Raw genomic sequence first — 24,599 nt, forward strand, 5'->3', positions numbered from 1 at the left:
TCCCGGCCATCCACGTCTTCCTTGTCGATCGATTTTCAAGACATATAGGCCCGGCACAGGGCCGGCATGACGACAGCAGAACGACTCGTGCGTCAGATCTTCTGATTGTACTCGCCGACTTCCGGATGGGTGCGCAGCACTGAGTCCATCGCCTCGAACATGTCGCGCATCCGCTTCTCGGACACCGGGCTTTCGACCACCACCACAAGCTCCGGCTTGTTGGATGATGCGCGCACCAGACCCCAGCTTCCGTCCTCGCAGGTCACGCGCACGCCGTTGACGGTGACGAGATCGCGGATCGGCTGACCGGCGACCTTGCCGCCCTTGGCCTTCACATCCTCGAAATGCTTCACTACCTGCGTAACGATTCCATACTTGGTCTCATCGGAGCAGTGCGGCGACATGGTCGGCGACGACCAGGTTTTCGGCAGGGCGTCCTTCAGGTCCGCCATGGTCTTGCCCGGCGCACGGTCCAGCATCTCGCACACGGCAATCGCCGAGACGAGACCGTCGTCATAGCCGCGGCCGATCGGCGCGTTGAAGAAGAAGTGGCCGGACTTCTCGAAGCCCGCCAGCGCCTTCAATTCATGGGTGCGGCGCTTCATGTAGGAATGGCCGGTCTTCCAGTAGGTCGCGTGCGCGCCTTGGCTCTGCAGCACCGGGTCCGTCACAAAGAGGCCGGTCGATTTGACGTCCACCACGAACTGCGCGTTCTTGTGAATCGCGGACATGTCGCGCGCCAGCATCACGCCGACCTTGTCGGCGAAGATTTCCTCGCCGGTGTTATCGACCACGCCACAACGGTCGCCGTCGCCGTCAAAGCCGAGGCCGACATCGGCCTTGTGCTCCAGCACGGCGTCACGAATGGCATGGAGCATTTCCATGTCCTCGGGATTGGGATTGTATTTCGGGAAGGTGTGATCCAGTTCCGTGTCGAGGCGGATCACCTCGCAGCCGATCGCTTCCATCACCTGCGGCGCGAACGCACCCGCGGTGCCGTTGCCGCACGCGACCACCACCTTCAGCTTGCGCTTCAGCTTCGTACGGTTGGTGAGGTCGGCGATGTAGCGCGTCGGGAAATTCTCGTGGAACTGATAGCCGCCAGCGGGCTTCAGCTTGAAATCGGCGTTGAGCACGATTTCCTTGAGGCGATTCATCTCGTCCGGCCCGAAGGTGAGCGGACGGTTGGCGCCCATCTTCACGCCGGTCCAGCCGTTGTCGTTGTGCGAGGCGGTAACCATCGCGACGCACGGCACGTCGAGATCGAACTGCGCGAAATACGCCATCGGCGTCACCGCAAGGCCGATGTCATGGACCCTGCAGCCGGAGGCCAGAAGTCCCGAGATCAGTGCGTATTTGATCGAGGCGGAATAGCTGCGGAAATCGTGCGCGGTGACGATCTCCTGCTTCTGGCCCATCTCGGCGATCAGGGTGCCGAGGCCCATGCCCAGCGCCTGAATGCCCATCAGGTTGATTTCCTTGCCAAACAGCCAGCGCGCGTCGTATTCGCGGAAGCCGGTCGCCTTCACCATCGGCTCGGATTCATAGGCATAGGTATTCGGAATCAGTTCGGGCTTGGGCTTCGGAAACATTCAGGGGGCCTCATGGCAGGGCGGGCAATATCCAGCAGCTTTAGCGAATGCGTGGAACTGTGGAAAGGCGGGAGCCACGCATTTAGGAGCGAATTGCGGCATATTGGCAGCGGCCCTGTTTAACCCGCATTCACGTCGAGCACGCCATGACCGACCACCGTCTTGAGTATCCCGCCACCGCGCGCAACCGCGACGCCATTCTCGCCGTGCTGCGCAGGGTTCTCCCCGCCTCCGGGTCTGTGCTGGAAATCGCCAGCGGATCGGGCGAGCATGTGGTGCATTTCGCGGGGGCGTTTCCAAACCTGACCTTCCAGCCGTCCGATCCCGAGGATGCGGCGCTCCAGAGCATTGTGGCGTGGAGCCAAGACAGCGGCCTGAAAAACATCCGGCCACCGGTGATGCTGGACGCGGCGTCCGGCCATTGGCCGGTCCATGCAACGGACGCCATCCTGTGCATCAACATGATCCACATTGCGCCATGGCGCGCGAGCGAAGGCCTGTTTCACGGCGCGGCGAGACTGCTGCCCGCAGGTGCGCCGCTCTATCTCTACGGGCCGTATCGCCGCGCCGATGTGGTTACCGCGCCGAGCAATGAGGCGTTCGACGAAAGCCTGAAGGCACGGAATGAAGAATGGGGCCTGCGCGATCTCGAGACTGTTGCTGCGCTGGCGCGCGATGAGGGATTTTCAGGGCCGGAGATCACCGAAATGCCGGCGAACAATCTGAGCGTGGTTTTCCGGCGAGTGTAGTCGTCATTGCGAGCGGAGCGAAGCAATCCAGAGCGGCGGGCACGAAGCTGGATTGCTTCGTCGCAAGTGCTCCTCGCAATAACGCCGCAGCAAGCGTCCTACTGCTCCATCACCAGCTTGCCGTTCGCCACTTCAAACCGGCGCAGCTTCGACAGGTACGACATGCCGAGCAGGTTTTCCGACAGCGCTTCATCCGGCAGCACCAGCGCATCGACATCACGCACCACGAGGCCGCCGATATCGACCATCGCCAGCCGCGTGCGCGCGGCCTTGATCGAACCGTTGGCGGTCGAGACATTGGCGGTGTAATCGCTCGGGCGCGGGCGAACGCCGATCTGCGCGGCGGAGGATTCATTCAGCGCAATCACCGACGCGCCGGTATCGACCATGAAGCCGAGACGGCGGCCCTCGACACGGGCATCGGTCTGGAAGTGCCCGCGGCTGTCTCGCGAAAGAGTGACACTGCGGCGGCCGGAATTTCCGCTGGTCTGCGGCTGCACCGAGGCGAAAGCATTCATCGCCCGCGACTTGTCCACGGCCTTGGCCTGCGCCCGTTCGCTGGTCATGGTGTCCGCGACCTTGGCCATGGACGTTCCGAACACGATCAGCATGGCCGCCAGAATCAAGATGCTACGCATACGCCTACACCTGTACTCACCCGGTCCCGCGCGAACCTTACGCGAACCTCTTCACGGCAGGCCGAAGCTTGATCGTCCCCGCCCCCGCAAAGACGGCTTTTTCCGAAATAAGGGTGAGGGAAGGGTTAATTCTCAGGTGCCGCGCGGCTTGACCCGGCGTGTCGGCAGCGCCGAAGCCGGGTCTTCCGGCCAGGGATGGCGCGGATAGCGCCCGCGCAGGTCGGAGCGCACGGCGGCATACGACCCGCGCCAGAAACCCGGCAGATCGCGCGTCACCTGAACCGGGCGGTGCGCGGGGGACAGCAGTTCCAGCACCAGCGGGATTTTGCCCTTCGCAATGGAAGGATGGGTGTTGAGCCCGAACAGTTCCTGCAGCCTCACCGCAATGGTCGGCCCCTGCTCGGCTTCATAATCAATCGGCAACGAGGTTCCGGTCGGCGCCTCGAAATGGGTCGGCGCTTCGTGGTCGAGTTTGGCGCGCGCATCCCATGGCAACAGATTCATCAGCGCATCGGAGAAATCGCCCGCGGAAAAACCCGCCAGCGAGGTCTTGTTGAACAGCGCAGGCACCAGCCAGTCCGCGCGCGTCTCCGCCAATGCGCTGTCGGACAAATCGGGCCAGTCTTCGGGAGACGCCGCGCGCAAAAACATCACGCGGTCGCGCCATTGCTTGAGCGCCTTCGACCAGGGCAGCCGCTCGATACCCGCCGCGATCAGACCATCGGCCAGCACGCGCGCGGTTTCCGCCGACGGCGACACCGGCAACGTCTGCTCGGAGAGCGTGACGGCATGCAGCTTCTTCCGGCGCCGGGCGCGCAGCGCCATCGCGGCGCGATCGAAGGTGATCTCGTCATCGCTCTGGATATGATCGGCGAACTGCTGCTCGATTTCGCTTTGCGTGATCGGCGCCGCCAGCAAGATACGTCCGTTCGCTGCCGTGCCGGTCAGTTCGGCCACAGCGATATAAGGCGACTTCGCGAGCGCGGAGGTTTGCTCAATGCTCGCGCCGCGTCCGTTGGCCAGCACGAACGATCCATTGCCGCGATTGCGGGCCACGCGATCCGGGAAGGCGAGCGCGAGCATGAGGCCGGTCGAAAGCGAACGATCCGCCACATCGAACGGCTCATTCGCCGCCACCTGCTTCGCCCAGCGCTCGGCCAGTTGCCGCGCGCTTTGCGCCCGCTGCGACCGATCACGGCGGAAAAGATCGAGACGCGCATCGAGGTCGGCGCTGTCGCCGCCAAGACCGCGCTCGGTGAGGATCGCCGCGATCAACGCAGCCTCGTCCCCCGAACCGAGCCGATGCGAATCCACGATCATGCGCGCAAGGCGCGGCGGCAATGCCAGCGCACGCAGGCTGTTGCCTTCCGGCGTAATCCGGCCTGTCTCATCCAGCGCATTCAGTTCGCGAAGAAGATTGCGCGCTTCGGTCATTGCCGGCAACGGCGGCGGGTCGAGGAACGCCAGCGCCGCTGGATCGCTCGCGCCCCAATGCGCCAGATCGAGCACCAGCGACGACAGGTCGGCCGAGAGAATCTCGGGCCGGGTGTAAGCCTCCAGCGACGCGGTCTGCGGCTCGTCCCACAGCCGGTAACAGATACCAGGCTCGGTGCGGCCCGCGCGGCCCCGGCGCTGGTCTACGGCTGCGCGTGAGGCGCGGATGGTTTCGAGCCGCGTGAGGCCGATGTCCGGCTCATAGCGCGGCACGCGCGCCATGCCGGAATCCACCACAATGCGCACGCCCTCGATGGTCAGCGAGGTTTCCGCAATCGAGGTCGCCAGCACCACCTTGCGCTGGCCCTTGGGCGGCGGCGAGATGGCGCGGTCCTGCACGCCGGCGTCAAGCGCGCCGAACAGCGGAACAATTTCCGTGTTCGGATCGCTGACGCGCTCGGCGAGAAAATTCTGGGTGCGGCGGATTTCCGCTGCACCCGGCAGGAACGCCAGCACCGAGCCAGTCTCCGCACGCAACGCCGTCGCAATCGCATCCGCCATCTGGCGTTCAATCTGCACGTCCGGCTTGCGGCCGAGATAACGCGTCTCGACGGGGAATGCGCGGCCTTCGCTTTCGATCACAGGCGCATGGCCGAGCAGCTTGGCAACGCGCGCGCCGTCGAGCGTCGCCGACATCACAAGAATGCGTAAGTCCTCGCGCAGTCCTGTTTGCGCATCACGCGCGAGTGCAAGACCGAGGTCTGCATCGAGCGAGCGTTCATGGAATTCGTCGAACAGTACGGCGGCGATGCCGTTGAGTTCAGGATCGTCCAGAATCTGGCGGGTGAAAATGCCTTCGGTCACCACCTCGATCCGCGTGGCCCGTGAAACCTTCGAGCCAAATCGCACGCGATAGCCAACAGTGTCGCCAACCTTTTCGCCGAGCGTTTGCGCCATGCGTTCGGCGGCGGCACGCGCCGCGATCCGGCGCGGCTCCAGCACGATGATCTTCTTTTTAGCGGTCCACTCCGCATCCAGCAGCGCCAACGGCACGCGCGTCGTCTTGCCCGCGCCCGGCGGCGCCACCAACACGGCGGTGCTGCTGCGCGCAAGCGCCGCTGTCAGGTCATCGAGGACAGCGTCGATGGGAAGAGGCGTGGAGAAGTTCATCATCGTAATAGGTATAACCGTCATTGCGAGCGAAGCGAAGCAATCCACTTTTGAGAAAAGCTGGATTGCTTCGTCGCAAGTGCTCCTCGCAATGACGTCTAACTGTCCAGGGCTTAGACCGCGCCCCGCCCGACGCTCTCATAGATGAAGCCGAGCGCCTCCATCTCATCGCGGCGATAGATGTTGCGCAGGTCCACCATCACGGGATTGGCCATCTCGCGCTTGAGGCGCTTCAGGTCGAGCGCGCGGAACTGGCGCCACTCGGTGACAATCACCAGCGCGTCGGCGTCCTTCGCAACAGCATAAGGGTCTTCGCAATAGGTGATCTCGGGCAGTTCGCCTTTCGCCTGATCCATGCCTTCCGGATCGTAGGCCCGCACCTTCGCGCCGAGATCGAGCAGACCCGTGATGAGCGGGATCGACGGCGCTTCACGCATGTCGTCGGTGTCCGGCTTGAAGGTCAGGCCGAGGATGCCGATGGTCTTGCCGCGCAGGTTGCCGCCGAGCGCGCCTGCGACCTTGCGCGCCATCGCGCGCTTGCGGTTGTCGTTCACCGCGAGCACCGCCTCGACAATGCGCAGCGGCACGTCATGATCCAGCGCCGTCTTCACCAGCGCGCGGGTATCCTTCGGAAAGCATGAGCCGCCGAAACCGGGACCGGCGTTGAGAAACTTCGAGCCGATGCGGTTGTCTAGGCCGATGCCGCGTGCAACTTCCTGCACGTCGGCGCCGACTTTTTCCGACAAATCCGCCATCTCGTTGATGAAGGTGATCTTGGTGGCGAGAAAAGCATTTGCGGCGTACTTGATCAGTTCCGCCGTGCGCCGCTCCGTGTACATGATCGGCGCCTGATTGAGATAGAGCGGGCGATAGACCTCGCCGAGAACTTTTCGCGCACGCTCATCGGAGGTGCCGACCACGATGCGGTCCGGATGCTTGAAGTCGCGGATCGCCGCGCCCTCGCGCAGGAATTCCGGATTGGACGCCACCGCCACATCGGCCTGCGGATTGGTTTCGCGGATGATGCGCTCGACCTCGTCGCCGGTGCCGACCGGCACGGTGGACTTGGTGACAACGACGGTGAAGCCCTGCACGGCCCTTGCGATGTCGCGCGCCGCGGCGTGGACATAGGTCAGGTCGGCATGGCCGTCGCCGCGCCGGGACGGCGTGCCGACCGCGATAAACACGGCATCCGCCTTGCCGACGGGACCCGCAATATCGGTGGTGAAATCGAGCCGCCCTGCACTGACCGAATCCGCGACCAGCCGATCCAGATCCGGTTCGAAAATCGGGATTTCGCCCCGGTTCAGGGCGTCGATCTTGCTGGCGTCGGTATCGACGCAGGTCACGCGATGGCCGAAGTCCGCAAAACAGGCGCCGGACACCAGCCCCACATACCCCGTGCCGATCATGGCAATCCGCATATACCGCCTCGTTAACGATGTTCCGTTTCGCGGGGCTTTTAGCGCAAATCCGCGTGAAGGGGGCACAACATTTGTATGAATAAAGGAGAATGAAACCCCTGCGCATCAGGATGGCGCGCAACTGGACCGAAACGGGACACCATGAACAGCAACGGCACATCCGGCGCACGCGCCCTGCCCGCCTCCGAGCGGATCGACTGGGTCGATTACGCCAAGGGCATCTGCATTGTCATGGTCGTCATGATGCATTCGACGCTGGGCGTCGAGGCGGCGGCGGGCAAACAGGGCTTCATGCACCTGTTCGTCGAGTTTGCAAGGCCGTTCCGGATGCCGGATTTCTTCCTGATTTCGGGTCTTTTCCTGGCACGGGTGATCGGCCGCGACTGGCGCACCTATCTGGACCGCAAGGTGGTCCATTTCGCCTACTTCTATGTGCTGTGGGTCACGATCCAGTTCGGCTTCAAGGCGCCCGCTTTCGCCGCCGAACAGGGCTGGGCCCATGTCGGTGTCATGTATCTGCAATCTTTCATCGAGCCGTTCGGCACGCTGTGGTTCATCTACCTGCTGCCCATTTTCTTCGTCGTGACCAAAGCCACGCTGCGCATTCCTGCGCCGCTGATCTGGCTCATCGCCGCCGGGCTTGAGGCCATGCATGTGTCCACCGGTTGGACCGTGATCGACGAATTCGCCGCGCGGTTTGTGTATTTCTATTCCGGCTATCTGTTCGCCAACTACGTGTTCGCGCTCGCCAGCCGGGCTCAGGAAAAGCCAAGCGCTGCACTGCTCGGCCTCGCCGCATGGGCCATCGCCAACGGCGTTCTGGTGTTCGCAGGCTTTGGCGACCGGCCGGTCATTTCGCTGGTGCTCGGGTTCGCCGGCGCCTGCGCCGTGATCGTTACCGGCGCGCTGCTGGCGCGCGCCAACTGGCTCGGCTTCGTGCGTTACTGCGGCGAGCATTCCATCGTGATCTACCTCGCCTTCTTCCTGCCGATGGCGGTCACCCGCGTGGTGCTGCTGAAGACCGGCATCATCGCCGATATCGGCGTGGTCTCACTGATCGACACCGTCGCGGGCGTGACCGGCGCCGTCCTGATGTGGTGGGGCGCCAGGCGCGCCGGGCTCAACTTCCTGTTCGAGCGGCCGGAGATGTTCTGGATCGCGCCGAAGCAGAAACGCCCCGCCCTTCAGGCGGCGGAGTAAGTTCAGTGTGACGTCGTCCCCGCGCAGGCGGGGACCCATAACCACCAAACGTCATGGCAATAGCGAGTAAGTAACTCCGGTATCCACGTCAAATTGAGAGTGCAGGGAGTATGGGTCCCCGCCTGCGCGGGGACGACGCCGATTTTCGGGAATGGCGGCAAAGAATCCCGTGCGCATCTGCCCCGCAAAGGGGTGTCAATCGCGGCCAAAATCCCTAAATTGCGCCCATGCCCAAAAAGCCTGCGTCCCCCGCGAAATCGCCCGCCACGAAACCCGCCGCGAAGCCTGCAACGGCCAAGCCCGCAACGGCGACAGCCAATGCGCCTCGCCGCGGCGATCACGTCTTTCTGGTGGATGGCTCGGGCTATATCTTCCGCGCCTATCACGCCCTGCCGCCGCTGAACCGCAAGTCGGACGGTCTACAGGTCAATGCCGTGCTCGGCTTCTGCAACATGCTGTGGAAGCTGATGCGCGACATGCCGCCGGACAACCGGCCGACCCATCTCGCCATTATCTTCGACAAGTCCGAGGTCACCTTCCGCAACAAGCTCTATCCCGAGTACAAGGCGCAGCGTCCGGCTGCCCCGGACGATTTGATTCCCCAATTCGCGTTGATCCGCGAAGCGGTCCGCGCCTTCGACCTGCCGTGTCTGGAACAGATCGGCTTCGAGGCCGACGACCTGATTGCAACCTATGTACGCGAGGCCTGCGAGCGCGGCGCGACGGCGACCATCGTGTCCTCCGACAAGGACCTGATGCAACTGGTGACCGATTGCGTGTCGATGTACGACACCATGAAGGATCGCCGCATCGGCATTCCGGAGGTGATCGAGAAATTCGGCGTGCCGCCCGAGAAGGTGGTGGAGGTGCAGGCGCTGGCGGGCGACTCGGTCGACAACGTGCCGGGCGTGCCGGGCATCGGCATCAAGACCGCGGCACAGCTTATCACCGAATACGGTGATCTCGAAACCCTGCTCAAGCGCGCCCCCGAGATCAAGCAGCCGAAGCGGCGCGAGTCGCTGATCGAACACGCCGAGAAGGCGCGCATCTCCCGTCAGTTGGTGCAACTCGACGACAAGGTGAAGCTCGACGTCCCGCTGGACGACCTCGCCGTTCATGAACCGGATTCGCGCAAGCTGATCGCGTTCCTCAAGGCGATGGAATTCTCGACGCTGACGCGGCGCGTGGCTGAGTATTCCCAGATCGATCCGTCGGATGTCGAAGCCGACACCAACACAAAGAGTGCATCCGCACGCACCGACGCCCCTGCCGAATCAGCCGCAACGCCGCCGCTGGGCGGCGAGCCGGACCTGTTTGGAAAAAGTCCATCCTCAACCGCCGGCCAATGGGCGGGTTCTGCAAAGCCGAAGCAGACCGCAGGCAACAGCGGCCCGCAGACTCCGAAAGCGCTGGCCGATGCCCGCGCCGAGGAAGCGCGCGGCGCAAAGTTCAACCGCGCCGCTTACGCGACGATCAAGAGCCTCGACGAATTGAAGCGCTGGACCGCGCGCGCCTTCGATAGCGGTCAGCTCGCACTTACGGTCGAAACGGCGAGTACCGATCCGATGCAGGCCGAGATCACCGGCATCTCGCTGGCCACCGGTGTCAGTGAGGCCTGCTACATCCCGCTCGGGCATACCAAGCCCGGCGACGGTGCGGGCCTGTTCGCGGGCGGCCTCGCGCCGGACCAGATCAAGACCGCAGACGCGCTGGCTGTGCTCAATCCGCTGCTTACCGACGCCGGCGTGCTCAAGATCGGCCATGATCTGAAGTTCGACACCGTGGTGCTCGCCCAGCACGGCATCGCCATGGCGCCGGTCGAAGACACCATCCTGATTTCCTATGTGCTGGATGCAGGCCGCGCGAAACACGATCAGGAATCGCTGGCCGAGAGCTGGTTCGGCCACAAAACCATCGGCTTCGGCGATCTTGTCGGCAGCGGCAAGAGCCGCATCACCTACGATCAGGTGCCGATTGAGAAGGCCGCAGAATACGCCGCCGAACGCGCGGATGTCGCGTTCAGACTCTGGCGCGTGCTGAAGCCGCGCCTGTTGGCCTATCGCGTCAACACCGTGTACGAGACGCTGGAGCGTCCGCTGGTGCCGGTGCTGGCGCGCATGGAACGGCGCGGAATTTCCATCGACAGACAAGTGCTGTCGCGCCTGTCCGGCGAATTCGCCCAGACCGCCGCGCGGGTCGAGGCCGACATCCAGAAGATGGCGGGTGAGCCGATCAATCCGGGCAGCCCGAAGCAGCTCGGCGACATCATGTTCGGCAAGATGGGGCTGCCGGGCGGCGCGAAAACCAAGACCGGTGCATGGTCCACCTCGGCGCAAATCCTCGACGAACTCGCCGAGGCCGGGCATGAATTCCCCGCCCGCGTGCTCGAATGGCGGCAGGTCACCAAGCTGAAATCCACCTACACGGATTCGCTGCCGGAATACGTCAATCCGCAGACCCAGCGTGTTCACACCACCTACGCGCTCGCGGCAACCACGACGGGGCGGCTGTCCTCCAACGAGCCGAACCTGCAGAACATTCCGGTGCGCACCGAGGACGGCCGCAAGATCCGCAAGGCCTTTATCGCCACCAGGGGCCACAAGCTCGTCTCGGCGGACTATTCTCAAATCGAATTGCGACTGCTGGCGGAGATCGCCGACATTCCCTCGCTCAAGCAGGCGTTCCACGACAAGCTCGACATTCACGCCATGACGGCGTCGGAAATGTTCGGCGTGCCGATCAAGGACATGCCGGGCGAAGTGCGCCGCCGCGCCAAGGCGATCAACTTCGGCATCATCTACGGCATCTCGGCGTTCGGCCTTGCCAACCAGCTCGGCATTCCGCGCGAAGAGGCCGGCGCTTACATCAAGAAGTATTTCGAGCGCTTCCCCGGCATCCGCGCGTATATGGATGCGACGCGCGACTTCTGCCGCGAGAACGGCTATGTCGAAACTATCTTCGGCCGCAAGTGTCACTACCCGGACATCAAGGCCAGCAATCCGTCGATCCGCTCGTTCAACGAGCGCGCCGCCATCAACGCGCGGCTGCAAGGCTCCGCCGCCGATATCATCCGCCGCGCCATGATCCGGATGGAGGATACGCTCGCGGAGCACAAGCTGTCGGCGCAGATGCTACTGCAGGTGCATGACGAACTGATCTTCGAGGTGCCCGAGGACGAGGTGGCGGCGACGCTGCCGGTGATCCAGCATGTGATGCAGGACGCGCCATTCCCGGCGGTGTCGCTGTCGGTGCCGCTGCAAGTCGATGCAAGAGCAGCGAGCAACTGGGACGAAGCGCATTGATGGCTGGCGCGAGGCTGTAGCACGTGACCCCCTCCCTGCTCGCCTTCGCGCTGACCTGCCTTGTGATCGAGATCACCCCGGGGCCGAACATGGCCTATCTCGCTGCGCTGTCGCTCTCGCAAGGCGTGCGCGCGGGTCTGGCAGCGGTTGCAGGGATCGCGCTCGGTCTTGCGGTTTATGGTGTGGCGGCCTCGCTCGGCCTCAGCGCCATTATCGACAACTCGCGCTTTCTCTATGAAGCGCTGCGCTGGGGCGGCGTCGTCTATCTGCTCTGGCTGGCATGGGAGGCATGGGCCGCCGAGCGCGAAGTATCTCCCGACGCGGTCGATGGCGGGATCAATCCATGGACCGCATTCCAGCGCGGGCTGATCACCAACCTCCTCAATCCGAAGGCCGCAGTGTTCTATGTCGCCGTGCTGCCGGATTTCATCCAGATCGGCAAAGGCGCAGTTGCAGCGCAGACGCTGATGCTGTCGGCGATCTATGTCGGCATCGCCACCGCGATCCATCTCACCATCGTGCTGCTCGCCTCGCGGCTGCAGCGCGTGATCGCAACACCGGCGCAGCGCCGCACGGTTCGCCGGGTGCTTGCCGTGCTGCTGGCGGCGATTGCCGTCTGGTTCGCCTTCAGCACCAGCCGCTGAGAGCTATCCCAGCTTCACCTCAAACCCGCGCTTGACGCCGGGTCGCGCCATCATCGCCTCGTACCAGCGCTTGACGTGCGGGAACTCTTCCAGCGGCACCTTGTGGCGTTCATGCCGCCATGCCCAGCCGATAATCGCGAAATCCGCCACCGAAATCCGGTCGGCGACGAATTCATGCTCGGCCAGCCGCCGGTCCAGCACACCATAGAGCCTGCGCGTTTCCTTGGAAAAGCGCTCCAGCCCGTAGCGGCGGTCCTGCTCGTTTTCGAGTGCGATAAAGTGATGCACCTGTCCGGGCATCGGCCCGAAGCCGCCCATCTGCCACATCAGCCATTCCAGCACCGGAATGCGCTCGCCCAGATCCTGCGGCAGAAACTGTCCGGTCTTCTCGCCGAGATACAGCAGGATGGCGCCCGACTCGAAAATGCTGACCGGCTTGCCGTGCGGCCCCTCCGGATCGACGATGGCGGGGATCTTATTGTTGGGGCTGATCTTCAGGAAATCCGGCGCAAACTGCTCGTCCTTTGAAATGTTGATGGGATGGACCTTGTAGGGCAGCCCCATCTCCTCGAGTGCGACACTGATCTTGCGGCCGTTCGGCGTATTCCACGCATAGAAGTCGATGGTCATTTGCTCCCCTTTTATTGGTCTTGCGCTGTTGACGGTGAGCGATCCGCTGTGGAATCTCCACGCCAGTCCTGCCCGGCATAACCGCCCGAAAGCGGTTCCCCCGCTCCGGATCATGCCGTAACATCCGTGAAATCCCCCATAGCTCGAAGAGATCGCCTTGTCCAAATCAGCCTCCCGCGCCCGCCTTGCCGACATCATCCGCAAACGCTCGTTCGGGCGCGGCGAAATCACGCTGGCATCCGGCCGCAAGAGCGATTTCTACTTCAACCTCAAGCCGACCATGCTGGACCCGGAAGGCGCGGCCCTGCTCGCCGAACTGTCGCTGGATGCGCTGAAGGACGACCAGATCGACTATATCGGCGGGCTGGAGATGGGCGCGGTGCCGATCGCAGGCGCCATCGCACAGCTTTCCTGGCTGAAGGGCCGGCCGATCGCCGCGTTCTTCGTGCGCAAGAAGCCGAAGGAGCATGGTGCGCGGCTCGCGGTCGAAGGCCTTGCCAAGGGGGAAAGCCTTGCAGGCAAGCGCATTGTCATTGTCGAAGACGTCACCACCACCGGCGGCTCGGCGATCAAGGCCGTGGACGCCGTGAAGGATGCCGGCGGCGAGGTTGCCATGGTGTTCACCATGGTGGACCGCGACGAAGGCGCGACGGAAGCGTTTGCCGAGGCAGGCATCCCGTTCCGTTCGCTTTACAAGGCGGGCGAATTTCTCAAGGGCTGATCATGCCCCGCACGCGGCAGGCCAACGCGTAACAACGACATGAGGATCAGGATGCAGGCACTTCACACTCTCCGCCGGAGACGACACGGTTCAGCGATCTCCGGTGCAGCCGTGACATGCCTGCTTGCCTGTCTTCTGTTCCTTCTTCCCGAGCCCGCCTTTGCCGCCGAAGGACTGAACGGTGCCAAGCTCTCGATCCTCTGGGCCTTGCCGTTCGTCGGTATCCTGCTCTGCATCGCCACCGGCCCGGTGTTCTATCCCCATGTCTGGGAGCATCATTTCGGCAAATTCACCGCACTGTGGGCGGCGCTGATTGTCGTTCCGCTGTCCCTGACTGCGGACGTTCACACCGTCACCACCACGCTGGCGCATACCGCGCTGCTGGAATACATGCCGTTCATCCTGCTGCTGCTCGCGCTATTCGTGGTCGCCGGCGGCATCTATCTTGAAGGCAACCTGCACGACAGCGCCTTCACCAACACCGTGCTGCTTGCAGTGGGCGCAGTGATGGCCAGCATTGTCGGCACCACCGGCGCGGCGATGATCCTGATCCGGCCGCTGATCCGCGCCAACGACGACCGCAGATACAATGCACATGTCGTGGTGTTCTTCATCTTTCTTGTCGCCAATATCGGCGGCGCGCTGTCGCCGCTCGGCGATCCGCCGCTGTTCATCGGATTCCTGAAAGGCGTCGACTTCTTCTGGACCACGCAGCATCTCTGGCTGGAGACCCTGGTGGTCGGCGGCATCGTGCTCGCCATCTTCCTCGTGATCGACGTCTTTCTGCATCATCGCGAAGGGCGCTTTCCGCGCCGCACGGACCCGACACCGGACTCGCCGCTCAAGCTGCATGGCAAGATCAATCTTCTGCTGATCGCGGTGATTATCGGAGCCATCCTGATGAGCGCGCAGTGGAAGCCCGGCATCGCGTTCAAGGTCTTTGGCGTCGAGCTCGAAATTCAAGACCTGCTCCGTGACCTGATCTTTGTGGTGGTGGTGTTCGCATCCCTCGCATGGACGGCCAAGACTGATCGCAAGGCCAACGGCTTTTCGTGGGGACCGATCCAGGAAGTCGCGATCCTGTTCGCAGGCATCTTCATCTGCATCGTACCGGTGATGGCGATGCTTCAGGCCGGATCGCAGGGGCCGTTCGCGCCGCTGCTCGGCCTTGTCACCAATGCCGACGGCAGCGACAACTCCGCCGCCTATTTCTGGCTGACCGGCGGCCTGTCGTCGTTCCTCGACAACGCGCCGACCTATCTGGTGTTCTTCCAGCTCGCCGGCGGCGATCCGCAAGTGCTGATGGGTGCGAAGGCCGCCACGTTGGCCGCCATTTCCTCCGGCGCGGTCTATATGGGCGCCAACACCTATATCGGCAACGCGCCGAACTTCATGGTCTATGCCATCGCGCGGCAGGCCGGCGTGAAGATGCCGAGCTTCTTCGGCTACATGGTGTGGTCGGGGCTGGTGCTGATCCCGACCTTTGTGCTGGCGACATTCCTGTTCTTCCGGCCGTAAGCTGCGAACAGACCGAGCGGAGAGATCCGATGAAAGTTGCGGTGATGGGCGCCGGCGCGGTCGGCTGCTATTTCGGCGCGATGCTGGCGCGTGCAGGCCATGACATCACGCTGATTGCCCGGCCGCAGCATGTCGAGGCCGTCAGACACCATGGCCTGATGCTGGAAAGCCGGACCTTCACCGGTCACATCCCGATGCAGGCGACGACGGACGCATCGGGCGTTGAAGGTGCCGACGTCGTTTTGTTCTGCGTGAAGTCGCCCGATACCGAAAGCGCGGGCCGCGCCATCGCGCCATTCCTGAAAGCAGAGGCCGCGATCCTGTCTCTCCAGAACGGCGTCGACAATGCCGAGCGGCTGCGGGCGGTGACGGGGCGCATCGCAATTCCCGCCGTGGTTTATGTCGCCACCGAAATGGCAGGCCCCGGCCATGTCAAACACAACGGCCGCGGCGAACTGATTATCGGCCCCTCTGCCGCAAGCGACGACATCGCGCGGCAATTCAGCGAGGCCGCCGTACCGACGACAGTCTCGGACAAGGTCACAAGTGAATTGTGGGTGAAGCTGGTCACGAACTGCGCCTACAACGCGCTGTCGGCGGTTGCCGAACTCCCCTATGGCCCACTGCTGCAAATCGAAGGCGTCACCGACGTGATGCGCGCCGTGATCGGCGAGTGCGAAACAGTCGCGCGGGCGCTGGACATCCCCCTGCCCGCGACACTGCGCGACTCGATCCTGTCGCTCGCGGCCTCCATGCCGGAGCAGTATTCATCGACCGCGCAGGACCTGATGCGCGGCAAACCCACCGAAATCGACCATCTGAACGGATATGTGGTCCGCAAAGGCGCGGCGCTGGGCATTCCGACGCCGGCCAATCTCGCGCTTCAGGTCATGGTCAAGGCGCGTGAAGCGCGCGGGCCATCTCACTCCTAACCTCGCGTTTACCATCACGACTTATGGTCATTGACGCTGCGGCGATCGTCGCCGCAGCGCGCGTAAGCGTTGCGTGAGTGAGGCGATAAGTTGCGTAAACAGTTGCGTATTTCGCGCATGCGGCGTCGCATGACGCTTGTTCTCGCTGTCGCGATGGCCATGCCAATGGTGCTCGCACCGGGGGCAGCATCCGCCGGTATTTTCGATTTCCTGTTCGGCGGCGACAAGCCGCAGCGGCAGGAAGCCCAGCCGCAACAGCAGCCCAGCAACGCCTTTGCCGATCCGTTCGGCCTCTCCACACCGAATCCTGCGCCTGCGCAGTCCGCCTCCTCCGGCGGCGGGCGCTTCACCACTTATTGCGTGCGCACCTGCGACGGCCGCTATTTCCCGCTGACGGGGCGCGGCAGCGGCACGCCGGCGCAGGTGTGCCAGGCGTTCTGCCCCGCGAGCCAGACCAAGGTGTTCTCCGGCAACAGCATCGACTATGCCGTCGGCCATATGGGCGAGCGTTATGTCGATACGCCGAATGCCTTTGCCTATCGCAAGGCGCTAAAGGCGGATTGCACCTGCAACGGCCGCGATCCGGCGGGTCTTGCGCCGGTCGATCTCTCCCTCGACGCGACGCTGCGCCCCGGCGATATCGTCGCCACGTCGAGCGGACTGGTGGCCTATTCCGGCACCAATGCCGCGACCCAGACCGCGCAGTTCACGCCGGTGAACAACTATCCCGGCCTCACCGCCGATCTGCGCGCGCGCCTCGGCGAGATGAAGGTCGCGCCGGTGACCGCCGAACTTCCCGAGGACACCTATTCGTCGCAGGACATTACCGGCTCGGTGCCCGAGCCGAAATATGCGCAGCCGATGGCGCCGGACGCCACGCTGCCGAAGATCGCGACGCAGAAAGCCAGGCGCGCGCTGTAAGCCTCAACGCCCGACGATGACGCCGATCACGTTCGGCGCGGCGAGATACTTTTCCTCCATCTCCATCCGCGCCCGCGCCTTGATCTCCGGCGTCAGGAGGCCGCGATGTTCGGCCAGGATCATCCAGCAATAGCCCCACCAGTCGGTGAGAATGCCGGTGTCGTCCACCAGATCGTAGCCGTGCTCCGCGGCGAAGATGCGCGCCCGCGCCTCGTCCAGCGAATCCAGAAATTCGTGATCCTTCAGCGAGAACAGGTCATCGCTGAAGTCGTCGGTGGTGTAGCCCCACACCGACATGCAGACCGCGTTGAACTCGCGGTCGATGTGGTCGTCATCCACCGGCCGCGTCCGCGCGGCGGCATGAAGGCGCGAGAGCGTCCGGGCGAAGTCCGCGATCCGCGTCAGCGCCGTGTTGTCGAAAGCGATATTGGACATGTAGTCCTCGAAACCTCAGACAGGCCCTAGATATGGTGGCCCGAAGGGGCCGAATCACAATGATATATCAATGACTTGCTAAAGTGTTCTTAATTTGTTCCAAATTCGCTGAATCGCACGGTTGACGGCACAGGCGCGACCGCGATCTCGAAGGTCACCTGAGCGCGTTTTTGAGCTCAACCATTCGGCACATGCAAAAGATATGCGTGTCGACGCGTCGCGCTCATCCGCGCGCTGGCATCGCGCTTGCTGTCAGATGCACAAATTCACTCGCGGCAAATGTGCATGCCCCCTTTACCTCCCACGTCATTGAACCCAACGCGATCCTGCGCAAAGTGCGTCCCGCAAACGGGAGCCATTGATGCTTGAGAAGACACCCGAGACCGCCCTGCGCGACACTGTGCATCCGTTCGACCGCGCCACACAGGTACACGCCGGGGATGGCGGCTGGCGCGGCGAAGCCAGCGCGGATTATTTCGCCTTTGTCGGCCCGTTCGGCGGCGCGACGGCGGCGACCATGCTGCGCGCGATCCTGATCCAACCCGAACGGATCGGCGATCCGCTGTCGGTCACCGTGAATTTCTGCGCGCCTGTCGGCAATGGCAGCTTCGATCTTGCCGTGCGGCTGATGAAAGCAACACGCTCGACCCAGCACTGGATGGTCGAACTTCTGCAGAATGGCGAGATCGCGACTTTCATGACCGCCGTGTTCGCGGCGCGCCGTCCCTCGTGGTCGCATCAGGCGGCCACCATGCCGGATGCGCCGCCGTTCGATCAGGTGAAGCCGATCCCTAACAACCTCGTTGCTCCATGGGCGCAGCAATATCAATTCCGTTTCGTGGAAGGCGCGCCAAGCTACAGCGACACAGTGAACGACACCCCCGCCAGCGCCTATTCGCGCATGTGGCTGAGTGACACGCAGCCGCGGCCCATCGACTTTCTGTCGCTGCTGTCGATGTCGGACTCGTTCTTCGCCCGCATCTTCCATGTGCTGGGCGCCATCGTGCCGATCGGAACGGTGTCGATGACCACGGTATTTCACGCCGACGCAGCGGACCTTGCCGCGGAAAACACCACCGCGGTGCTGGGCGCCGCCGACGCCAGCATCTTTCACAAGAGCTTCAGCGACCAGACCGGCGAATTGTGGAGTCCTTCCGGCCGCCTGCTCGCCACCACCTCGCAGGTGGTCTACTTCAAGGCCTGACACCCGGCATTTATCCAGAGGGGCGAATTGCCGCAGCGCGCGGCGGCGACGCCCCAATCTCCCTGTCATATTCAAAGTCCATGGTTCCGCCACCTGCTCGCGATCCGGCATGTGTCTGCGGTCCCACCGCGTTTTCCGGCTGAAGCGAGCATGTCTCAACACATGACCGGAGATTGTCCATGATCCAGAAATTGTCCCATCGCCTTGCGACCGTTGCCGTCGCCACAGCCGCATCCATGTTTGCCGTCACAGCCCATGCCGACATTGACAACAGTTCGCTATCCTCGCCGGGCTTCCGTCCGCATGTGCGCACCTTCGGCCTCGTCTACACGCTGCCGAAGGAGGTCAACGACACCCTCGATCTGACCACGCGCGGCATGCTGCGTGAGAAGCTGCTCAATGCGAAGCTCGACGACGAGGCCCAGCGCTCCAACATCCCGCATGTCACGGTCGTGCATATTCACAACGCGGACGCCACCACGCCGGAGAAAATGCTCAAGGCGCTGCCGAAGCTGCCGGGCGTGCTCACTGTCACGCTGAAGAAGTTCTACACCACCGAAGCCGCCAAGGGCGCCGGACAGCCGTGGTGGCTGGACCTCGGCATTGTCAAGGAAGGTGCCGGCTTTGAATCCATGATGGCGTTCAACACCACCGCCACCGCCGCGCTTGCGCCGCTGCGTGACGGCCCGCTGCCGCGCTGCACAGGCCCGGTCTATGCCGCCATGAGCGATGCGGCGAAGGATCTGGTGAAGACTGTTGGGGTCAGCGGCGTGAACGTGGTGAAGGACGGCAAGGAGTTGCGCTCGCACAACCCGCACAACACGCTGGTCTACAGCAATGTGAAGTTCACGCCCGAGCTTCAGAAGGACATGGATCAGGCTGCCGCCGAATTCAACCAGATCCTGCCCGACGGCCTTCCGGTGACCTTCAAGACCGTCTCCATTGTCGAGCTTGGTTTCGCCGGCAACGTGCTGCGCGAAGTCTATCGCATCGACCTCGAAAACGGATCGGTTCTCAACGTCGCTACCGGCAAGACCTCCGGCACCACGACGGCGACCGCGCGCTGACACCAGGCGCCATTGTCTGAGACAGAAGGGGCGGCCCGCAAGGCCGCCCCTTTATTCATGAGGGATACACCGGCACGCAGACGGTCTGCCCGCCGGAAAGCCGCTCCACCGTGACATCGACACCGTAAACCGCCTTGAGCCGCGCGGCGGTGAGCACCTCAGGCGGCGATCCCTGCGCGACGATCACACCGTCCTGCATCAGCGCGACACGGCTTGCCACCGCAAAGGCCTGATCGGGATCGTGGGTCGACAGAATGACGCCGGTGCCGCGCGCGGCCAGCTTGCGGATTTCGGCAAGAACAGCGACCTGATTGCCGAAGTCGAGGCTTGCAGTCGGCTCGTCCATCACGATCAAGGGTGCGGCCTGCGCCATGGCGCGGGCGACGAGCACAAGCTGGCGCTGGCCGCCGGACAGTGTTGTCACCTCGCGCGAGGCGAGTTCGGCGATCCCGAGTTCAGCCAGCGACTCCTGCGCGATCTTGCGGTCGTCCCGGGTCGGGGCTGCGAACACACCGCGATGCGCGGTCCGGCCCATCAGCACCAGATCGGACGCGGTGTAGGGAAACGCGGTGTCCTGCGCCTGCGGCACATAGGCGACGCGGCGCGCAATCTCCGCACGCGGCAAACCGGACAACGCATCGCCGCCGAGCGAAACATCGCCACCCTGCGGAGAGAGAAGGCCGAGCAGCGTCTTGAACAGCGTACTCTTGCCGCAACCGTTCGGCCCGAGCAGGCACAGCACTTCGCCGGTCTCGACGGTCAAATTCAGATTCCGGCCAACAGGCCGCTCGGGATAACCGAAGGCAAGATCGCGGGCGATCAGGCGCATCACGACCACCCGTGCCGGCCGCGCCACAAGAGCCACAGGAAGAACGGCGCGCCGACGACCGCTGTGAGAATGCCGAGCGGCACCTCGATGCGTCCGAGCGAACGCGCCAGCGTATCGACCAGCACGAGATAGCTCGCGCCCATCAGCATCGCCGCCGGCAGCAGCCGCTCAAAATTCGGACCGACCAGCATGCGCGCGATATGCGGAATGACGAGGCCGACCCAGCCAATCACGCCGGAGATCGCCACCACACTCGCGGTGATGAGCGTCGCCGCCGCGATCACGATCACTCGTAGCCTGCCGGATTCCACGCCGAGCGATCTGGCTTCCTCGTCGCCGAGCGACAGCACGTTGATCTGCCAGCGCAGCAGCACAAGCGGCACAAGGCCGATCACCACCGCGGGCATGACATTCCACAAATCGCCGCTGCGGACGCTGGCGAGGCTGCCGAGCAGCCAGAACGTAATCGCGGGCAACTGGTCATAGGGATCGGCGAGAATTTTCAGCAGCGAGATCGCCGCGCCTGCGAGCGCGCCGACAACCACGCCGCCCAGGACAAGCACCAGGGTCGGATCGCGGCCACGCACCGACACCGCGATCAGATAGACAAGCCCGACCGTGGCAAGACCGCCGCCGAAGGCCAGAATCTGAATCGCAAACACCGGCAGCGACAGGAAGATGCCGATCACCGCGCCAAGGCCTGCACCCGCCGAAACGCCGAGCACATCGGGCGACACCAGCGGATTTCTGAACAGCCCCTGATAGGCCACGCCTGCGCCTGCGAGCGACGCTCCGACAATCAGTCCTGCCAGCACGCGCGGGCCGCGAATCCCGAACAGCACACGCTGTTCGGCGGTCTGCGGCAGATCGCCGGACCAGACATTGGTGAGTGCGCGAAGAAATCCATCGAGCGTGATAGGAAATGCGCCGACAGTTAATCCGATCACGGCAACTGCAATCGCCAGAACCGCGAGACCGGGAATGATCCAGGACACCCGCGATGCCACGATCATCGGCGTGCCGGGAGTGAGGGCGGTTTGCCATCCGCCCATGCGATCAGCGTGTCGAGATCGGCATCGCTCACATCGACATGATAGAACAGCTTGTAGAACGCGCGCGTGTCCTGCCGGATATCGAACGAAAAGCGCGCGCCGTGAAACAGATGGGCCAGCCAGCGCAGCCCGATCAGCCGGTTGATCGACGGCGGCCGGTCGATCCAGCCGAATGGCGCGGTCGGCGCGAGATAAACCCGGCCGTCCTTGACGGCCTTGAGTCCCTGCCAGAGTGAATCACCGCCCTTGACAACCTTGTCATGGAAATTGCGATCCCAGGTCACGATGACATCCGGATTCCAAGCGAGAAGCTGTTCGGGCGACACGTTGGCGATGCCGCGCCGCTGGTCCTGCGCGTCGGCGACATTGCGCCCGCCGGCCCGTTCGATGATCTCGGTGTTGATCGAACCGCGCAGTCCCGTCTCAAGGCCATCCGGTCCGCGCGCGAGATAGACACGCGGACGCTGATCCTCCGGAATGTCCTTGCGCATCGACTCAAGGCTCTTGAACAGATCGTCTGAATACTTTGCAAGCGCCTCGCCACGTTCAGGCACGCCGAAGATGGTACCCAGCAGCCGGAACGAGGCGGACGTTGCCTCATATCGCCCGTCGATCAGAACATAGGGAATGCCGGTGCGCTGCTGCACGCTGTCGGCCAGCGACGCGAAGGTCTGCCGCACCGACCCGTAGTCCACGATCAGATCCGGCTTCATCTTCAGCACGGTCTCGACGTTGGCGGTGTCGCCACGCCCGGTCAGCAGGCCAACTTCAGGGAGGTCACGCTGCTCAGGCGCGATGAACGGACGCTCCTCCGCGCGCAGCGCACGCGGCCAGCCGGCCAGCGCCCCCGGCCGCATCGCATAGACCACTACCGAGGCTGGCGCGCCTGCCGCGAACACCCTGCCGATCCGATCCGGCAGTTCGACCGTCCGTCCGGCGGAATCCGTCACCGTGCGCGCAGCAAGTGCCGGCCGCGCCAGCAACATCATGCTGGCGCCAGCTATGAGCGATCGCCGGTCAATGCGGGTCATGACCTTTCTCAGTCGATCCCGACCATGACATCGCTGGCCTTGACGATGGCGTAGACCTGCTTGCCGACCTCGAGCTTCAACTCCTCGACCGAGGTCCTGGTGATGGCCGATGTCACGACCGTGCCGCCGCCGATGTCGATCTTCACATGGCTGGTGGTGACGCCGTGGTCGATGGCGACGACCTTGCCCTTGAGCTGGTTGCGCGCGCTGATCTTCATTCCGTGATCTCCGTGTGACCGGGCAACAAAAAGGCGGCCCGCAGGCCGCCCTTTATACGTTCAAAACCGGGGTGACGAAACTCACTCCGCGGCGAGCTTGACCTCGGGAGCGGCGGCGCGGACGTCCGCGTCGACCTGCTTTTCGAACTGCTCGAAGTTCTTCTGGAACATGCCGACCAGCGCGCGCGCGGTCTTGTCGAACTCGGCCTTGTCCTTCCAGGTGTTGACCGGATCGAGGATGTCGCTCGGCACACCGTCCAGCGCGGTCGGGACCGCGAAGCCGAAATACTTGTCGGTGCGGAACTGGGCATTGCGCAGCGAGCCGTTCAACGCGGCGGTGAGCAGCGCGCGGGTGACCTTGATCGGCATGCGCGAGCCTGTGCCGTACTTGCCGCCGGTCCAGCCGGTGTTGACCACCCAGCAGTCGACATTGTGCTTCGCAATCAGCTCCTTCAGCAGCTTGCCGTATTCGGCGGGATCGCGCGGCAGGAACGGCGAGCCGAAGCAGGCCGAGAATTCCGGCACCGGCTCGTTGCCGAGACCGCGCTCGGTGCCCGCGACCTTCGCGGTATAGCCCGAGAGGAAGTGATACATCGCCTGCGCCGGGGTCAGCTTGGCGATCGGCGGCATCACGCCGAACGCGTCGGCGGCGAGCATCACCAGATTCTTCGGATGACCGGCGCGGCCGGTGCGCGAGGCATTCGGGATCGCCTCGAGCGGATAGGCCGAACGGGTGTTCTCGGTCTTGGAGCCGTCGTCGAAGTCCGGCTCGCGGGTGATCGGGTCGAGCACGACGTTTTCGAGCACCGCGCCGAAGCAAATGCTGGCGTCGTAAATCGCGGGTTCGGCTTCGCGCGACAGCTTGATGGTCTTGGCGTAGCAGCCGCCTTCAAAATTGAAGATGCCGTCCGGACCCCAGCCGGTTTCGTCGTCGCCGATCAGCGTGCGGTTTGGATCGGCGGAGAGCGTGGTCTTGCCGGTGCCGGAGAGGCCGAAGAAAATCGCGCTGTCGCCGTTCGGGCCGACATTGGCCGAGCAGTGCATCGGCATCACGCCCTGTGCGGGCAGGAAGTAGTTCAGCGTGGTGAACACGGACTTCTTCATTTCGCCGGCATACTGGCTGCCTGCGATCAGAACGATCTTGCGGGTGAAGTCGATCGCGACCACGTTCTCGGACTTGCAGCCATGGCGCTTGGGGTCGGCGCGGAAGCTCGGCAGGTCGATGATGGTCAGTTCCGGCACGAAGCTGGCGAGCTCTGCCGTCTCGGGGCGGCGCAGCAGCGTGCGGATGAACAGCGAGTGCCACGCCATTTCGGTGAACACGCGCGTCTTGATCTGGAATTTCGGATCGGCGCCGCCGTACAGGTCCTGGGCGAACAGGGTCATGCCTTCGCAGTGCTTGAGGAAATCCTGATACAGCGCCTCAAACTGTTCGGGGGTGATGGACTGGTTGCCGCCCCACCACATGGTCTTGTCGGTGAGCGCGTCGCGCACCGTGAACTTGTCCTTCGGGGAGCGGCCGGTGAACACACCGGTTTCCGCCACCAGCGCGCCGCCGGCCGACAGCTCGGCTTCGTGGTTGCGCAGCGAGTGCTCGTAAAGCGGCGCGGTGCCGAGATTCCAGTTTACCTGTTTGAGATTTTTGAAACCGAATTTGTCGGCGCCGAAGGCACCGTTGCGCACACCCGTCTCTTGCACTTTAAGAATCTCCCACAAAGACCGCGTATCGTTTCGCGCGGCTGTCGCCAAACGCCCCTGTCGCGGATGCCGGGGATCATATCTCCCGGGCTTCGATCCGGCGACTTATAAGTGCCCAACACACCGCTTGCCAAGTCGATCCGTCACAAAGCGGTAAAGAACCGCGTGCCCTGAAAAAACAGGTTGAATA

The 24,599-nt window shown here is 63.6% G+C and carries 21 protein-coding genes; 10 read left to right on the plus strand and 11 right to left on the minus strand.

Features of this window, described 5'->3' with window-relative positions; genetic code table 11:
* Positions 1 to 92: 92 nt before the first annotated feature.
* Complete coding sequence (locus tag HMPREF9696_RS13415) at positions 93 to 1,592, minus strand: phosphomannomutase/phosphoglucomutase (RefSeq protein ID WP_002713569.1); 1,500 nt, start codon at positions 1,590 to 1,592, stop codon at positions 93 to 95.
* A 146-nt stretch (positions 1,593 to 1,738) separates the two neighbouring features.
* Here HMPREF9696_RS13415 and HMPREF9696_RS13420 point away from each other — a divergent pair, with 146 nt between their 5' ends.
* Positions 1,739 to 2,341 carry a DUF938 domain-containing protein gene (locus HMPREF9696_RS13420; RefSeq protein ID WP_002713571.1) on the plus strand — a complete coding sequence of 201 codons (603 nt, stop codon included), beginning with the start codon at positions 1,739 to 1,741 and terminating at the stop codon, positions 2,339 to 2,341.
* Positions 2,342 to 2,439: 98 nt separating this feature from the next.
* Here HMPREF9696_RS13420 and HMPREF9696_RS13425 read toward each other — a convergent pair whose 3' ends face one another.
* The 3 genes from HMPREF9696_RS13425 to HMPREF9696_RS13435 form a co-directional block, all read right to left on the minus strand.
* Positions 2,440 to 2,979: a TIGR02281 family clan AA aspartic protease gene (locus HMPREF9696_RS13425; RefSeq protein WP_002713572.1), complete on the minus strand. Its 540-nt coding sequence runs from the start codon at positions 2,977 to 2,979 to the stop codon at positions 2,440 to 2,442.
* Positions 2,980 to 3,111: 132 nt separating this feature from the next.
* Entirely contained in the window at positions 3,112 to 5,583 is a 2,472-nt protein-coding gene (gene hrpB, locus HMPREF9696_RS13430; protein ID WP_002713573.1) for an ATP-dependent helicase HrpB, read from the minus strand.
* A 113-nt stretch (positions 5,584 to 5,696) separates the two neighbouring features.
* On the minus strand, positions 5,697 to 7,007 hold the full coding sequence (locus HMPREF9696_RS13435; protein WP_002713574.1) for a UDP-glucose dehydrogenase family protein: 1,311 nt from the start codon (positions 7,005 to 7,007) through the stop codon (positions 5,697 to 5,699).
* Positions 7,008 to 7,148: 141 nt separating this feature from the next.
* Between HMPREF9696_RS13435 and HMPREF9696_RS13440 the strand changes: the two genes are divergently transcribed.
* The 3 genes from HMPREF9696_RS13440 to HMPREF9696_RS13450 all read left to right on the plus strand — a co-directional run bounded on the left by HMPREF9696_RS13440 (position 7,149) and on the right by HMPREF9696_RS13450 (position 12,153).
* Entirely contained in the window at positions 7,149 to 8,207 is a 1,059-nt protein-coding gene (locus tag HMPREF9696_RS13440) for an acyltransferase family protein (RefSeq protein ID WP_002713575.1), read from the plus strand.
* 227 nt (positions 8,208 to 8,434) lie between these two features.
* Positions 8,435 to 11,509 (plus strand): DNA polymerase I, encoded by a 3,075-nt coding sequence (gene polA, locus HMPREF9696_RS13445; protein ID WP_002713576.1) that lies wholly within the window; start codon positions 8,435 to 8,437, stop codon positions 11,507 to 11,509.
* A 23-nt stretch (positions 11,510 to 11,532) separates the two neighbouring features.
* Complete coding sequence (locus HMPREF9696_RS13450) at positions 11,533 to 12,153, plus strand: LysE family translocator (protein ID WP_002713577.1); 621 nt, start codon at positions 11,533 to 11,535, stop codon at positions 12,151 to 12,153.
* A gap of 3 nt (positions 12,154 to 12,156) precedes the next feature.
* Here HMPREF9696_RS13450 and HMPREF9696_RS13455 read toward each other — a convergent pair whose 3' ends face one another.
* Positions 12,157 to 12,783, minus strand: a complete 627-nt coding sequence (locus HMPREF9696_RS13455) for a glutathione S-transferase family protein (RefSeq protein WP_002713578.1) — start codon at positions 12,781 to 12,783, stop codon at positions 12,157 to 12,159.
* Positions 12,784 to 12,940: 157 nt separating this feature from the next.
* Here HMPREF9696_RS13455 and pyrE point away from each other — a divergent pair, with 157 nt between their 5' ends.
* From pyrE to HMPREF9696_RS13475, 4 genes are all read left to right on the plus strand, one after another.
* Positions 12,941 to 13,504 carry an orotate phosphoribosyltransferase gene (gene pyrE / locus HMPREF9696_RS13460; protein WP_002713579.1) on the plus strand — a complete coding sequence of 188 codons (564 nt, stop codon included), beginning with the start codon at positions 12,941 to 12,943 and terminating at the stop codon, positions 13,502 to 13,504.
* 51 nt (positions 13,505 to 13,555) lie between these two features.
* Positions 13,556 to 15,022 carry a sodium:proton antiporter gene (locus HMPREF9696_RS13465; protein WP_002713580.1) on the plus strand — a complete coding sequence of 489 codons (1,467 nt, stop codon included), beginning with the start codon at positions 13,556 to 13,558 and terminating at the stop codon, positions 15,020 to 15,022.
* Positions 15,023 to 15,051: 29 nt separating this feature from the next.
* Positions 15,052 to 15,954 (plus strand): ketopantoate reductase family protein, encoded by a 903-nt coding sequence (locus tag HMPREF9696_RS13470; RefSeq protein WP_002713581.1) that lies wholly within the window; start codon positions 15,052 to 15,054, stop codon positions 15,952 to 15,954.
* 129 nt (positions 15,955 to 16,083) lie between these two features.
* On the plus strand, positions 16,084 to 16,875 hold the full coding sequence (locus HMPREF9696_RS13475; RefSeq protein WP_002713582.1) for a DUF2865 domain-containing protein: 792 nt from the start codon (positions 16,084 to 16,086) through the stop codon (positions 16,873 to 16,875).
* Positions 16,876 to 16,878: 3 nt separating this feature from the next.
* On the opposite strand, the gene HMPREF9696_RS13480 is transcribed toward HMPREF9696_RS13475, so the two are convergent.
* The gene (locus tag HMPREF9696_RS13480) at positions 16,879 to 17,310 is read right to left on the minus strand and encodes a hypothetical protein (RefSeq protein WP_002713583.1); all 432 of its coding nucleotides are present in this window, start codon (positions 17,308 to 17,310) and stop codon (positions 16,879 to 16,881) included.
* 361 nt (positions 17,311 to 17,671) lie between these two features.
* Here HMPREF9696_RS13480 and HMPREF9696_RS13485 point away from each other — a divergent pair, with 361 nt between their 5' ends.
* Positions 17,672 to 18,514: an acyl-CoA thioesterase gene (locus tag HMPREF9696_RS13485; protein ID WP_002713584.1), complete on the plus strand. Its 843-nt coding sequence runs from the start codon at positions 17,672 to 17,674 to the stop codon at positions 18,512 to 18,514.
* A 179-nt stretch (positions 18,515 to 18,693) separates the two neighbouring features.
* Entirely contained in the window at positions 18,694 to 19,581 is an 888-nt protein-coding gene (locus tag HMPREF9696_RS13490) for a hypothetical protein (RefSeq protein ID WP_002713585.1), read from the plus strand.
* A gap of 55 nt (positions 19,582 to 19,636) precedes the next feature.
* Here the strand turns inward: HMPREF9696_RS13490 and HMPREF9696_RS13495 are convergent, their stop codons facing one another.
* The 5 genes from HMPREF9696_RS13495 to HMPREF9696_RS13515 all read right to left on the minus strand — a co-directional run bounded on the left by HMPREF9696_RS13495 (position 19,637) and on the right by HMPREF9696_RS13515 (position 24,409).
* The gene (locus HMPREF9696_RS13495) at positions 19,637 to 20,410 is read right to left on the minus strand and encodes an ABC transporter ATP-binding protein (RefSeq protein ID WP_002713586.1); all 774 of its coding nucleotides are present in this window, start codon (positions 20,408 to 20,410) and stop codon (positions 19,637 to 19,639) included.
* Positions 20,410 to 21,423, minus strand: coding sequence for a FecCD family ABC transporter permease (locus tag HMPREF9696_RS13500; protein ID WP_002713587.1), 1,014 nt, complete (start codon positions 21,421 to 21,423; stop codon positions 20,410 to 20,412). The genes HMPREF9696_RS13495 and HMPREF9696_RS13500 overlap by 1 nt, the downstream gene beginning before the upstream one ends.
* Positions 21,420 to 22,493: an iron ABC transporter substrate-binding protein gene (locus tag HMPREF9696_RS13505; RefSeq protein ID WP_002713588.1), complete on the minus strand. Its 1,074-nt coding sequence runs from the start codon at positions 22,491 to 22,493 to the stop codon at positions 21,420 to 21,422. The genes HMPREF9696_RS13500 and HMPREF9696_RS13505 overlap by 4 nt, the downstream gene beginning before the upstream one ends.
* An 8-nt stretch (positions 22,494 to 22,501) precedes the next feature.
* Complete coding sequence (locus HMPREF9696_RS13510) at positions 22,502 to 22,711, minus strand: TOBE domain-containing protein (protein ID WP_002713589.1); 210 nt, start codon at positions 22,709 to 22,711, stop codon at positions 22,502 to 22,504.
* Between the two features lie 81 nt (positions 22,712 to 22,792).
* Entirely contained in the window at positions 22,793 to 24,409 is a 1,617-nt protein-coding gene (locus HMPREF9696_RS13515) for a phosphoenolpyruvate carboxykinase (RefSeq protein WP_002713590.1), read from the minus strand.
* Positions 24,410 to 24,599: the final 190 nt, after the last annotated feature.

The organism is Afipia clevelandensis ATCC 49720, assembly GCF_000336555.1.
Classification (GTDB): domain Bacteria; phylum Pseudomonadota; class Alphaproteobacteria; order Rhizobiales; family Xanthobacteraceae; genus Afipia; species Afipia clevelandensis.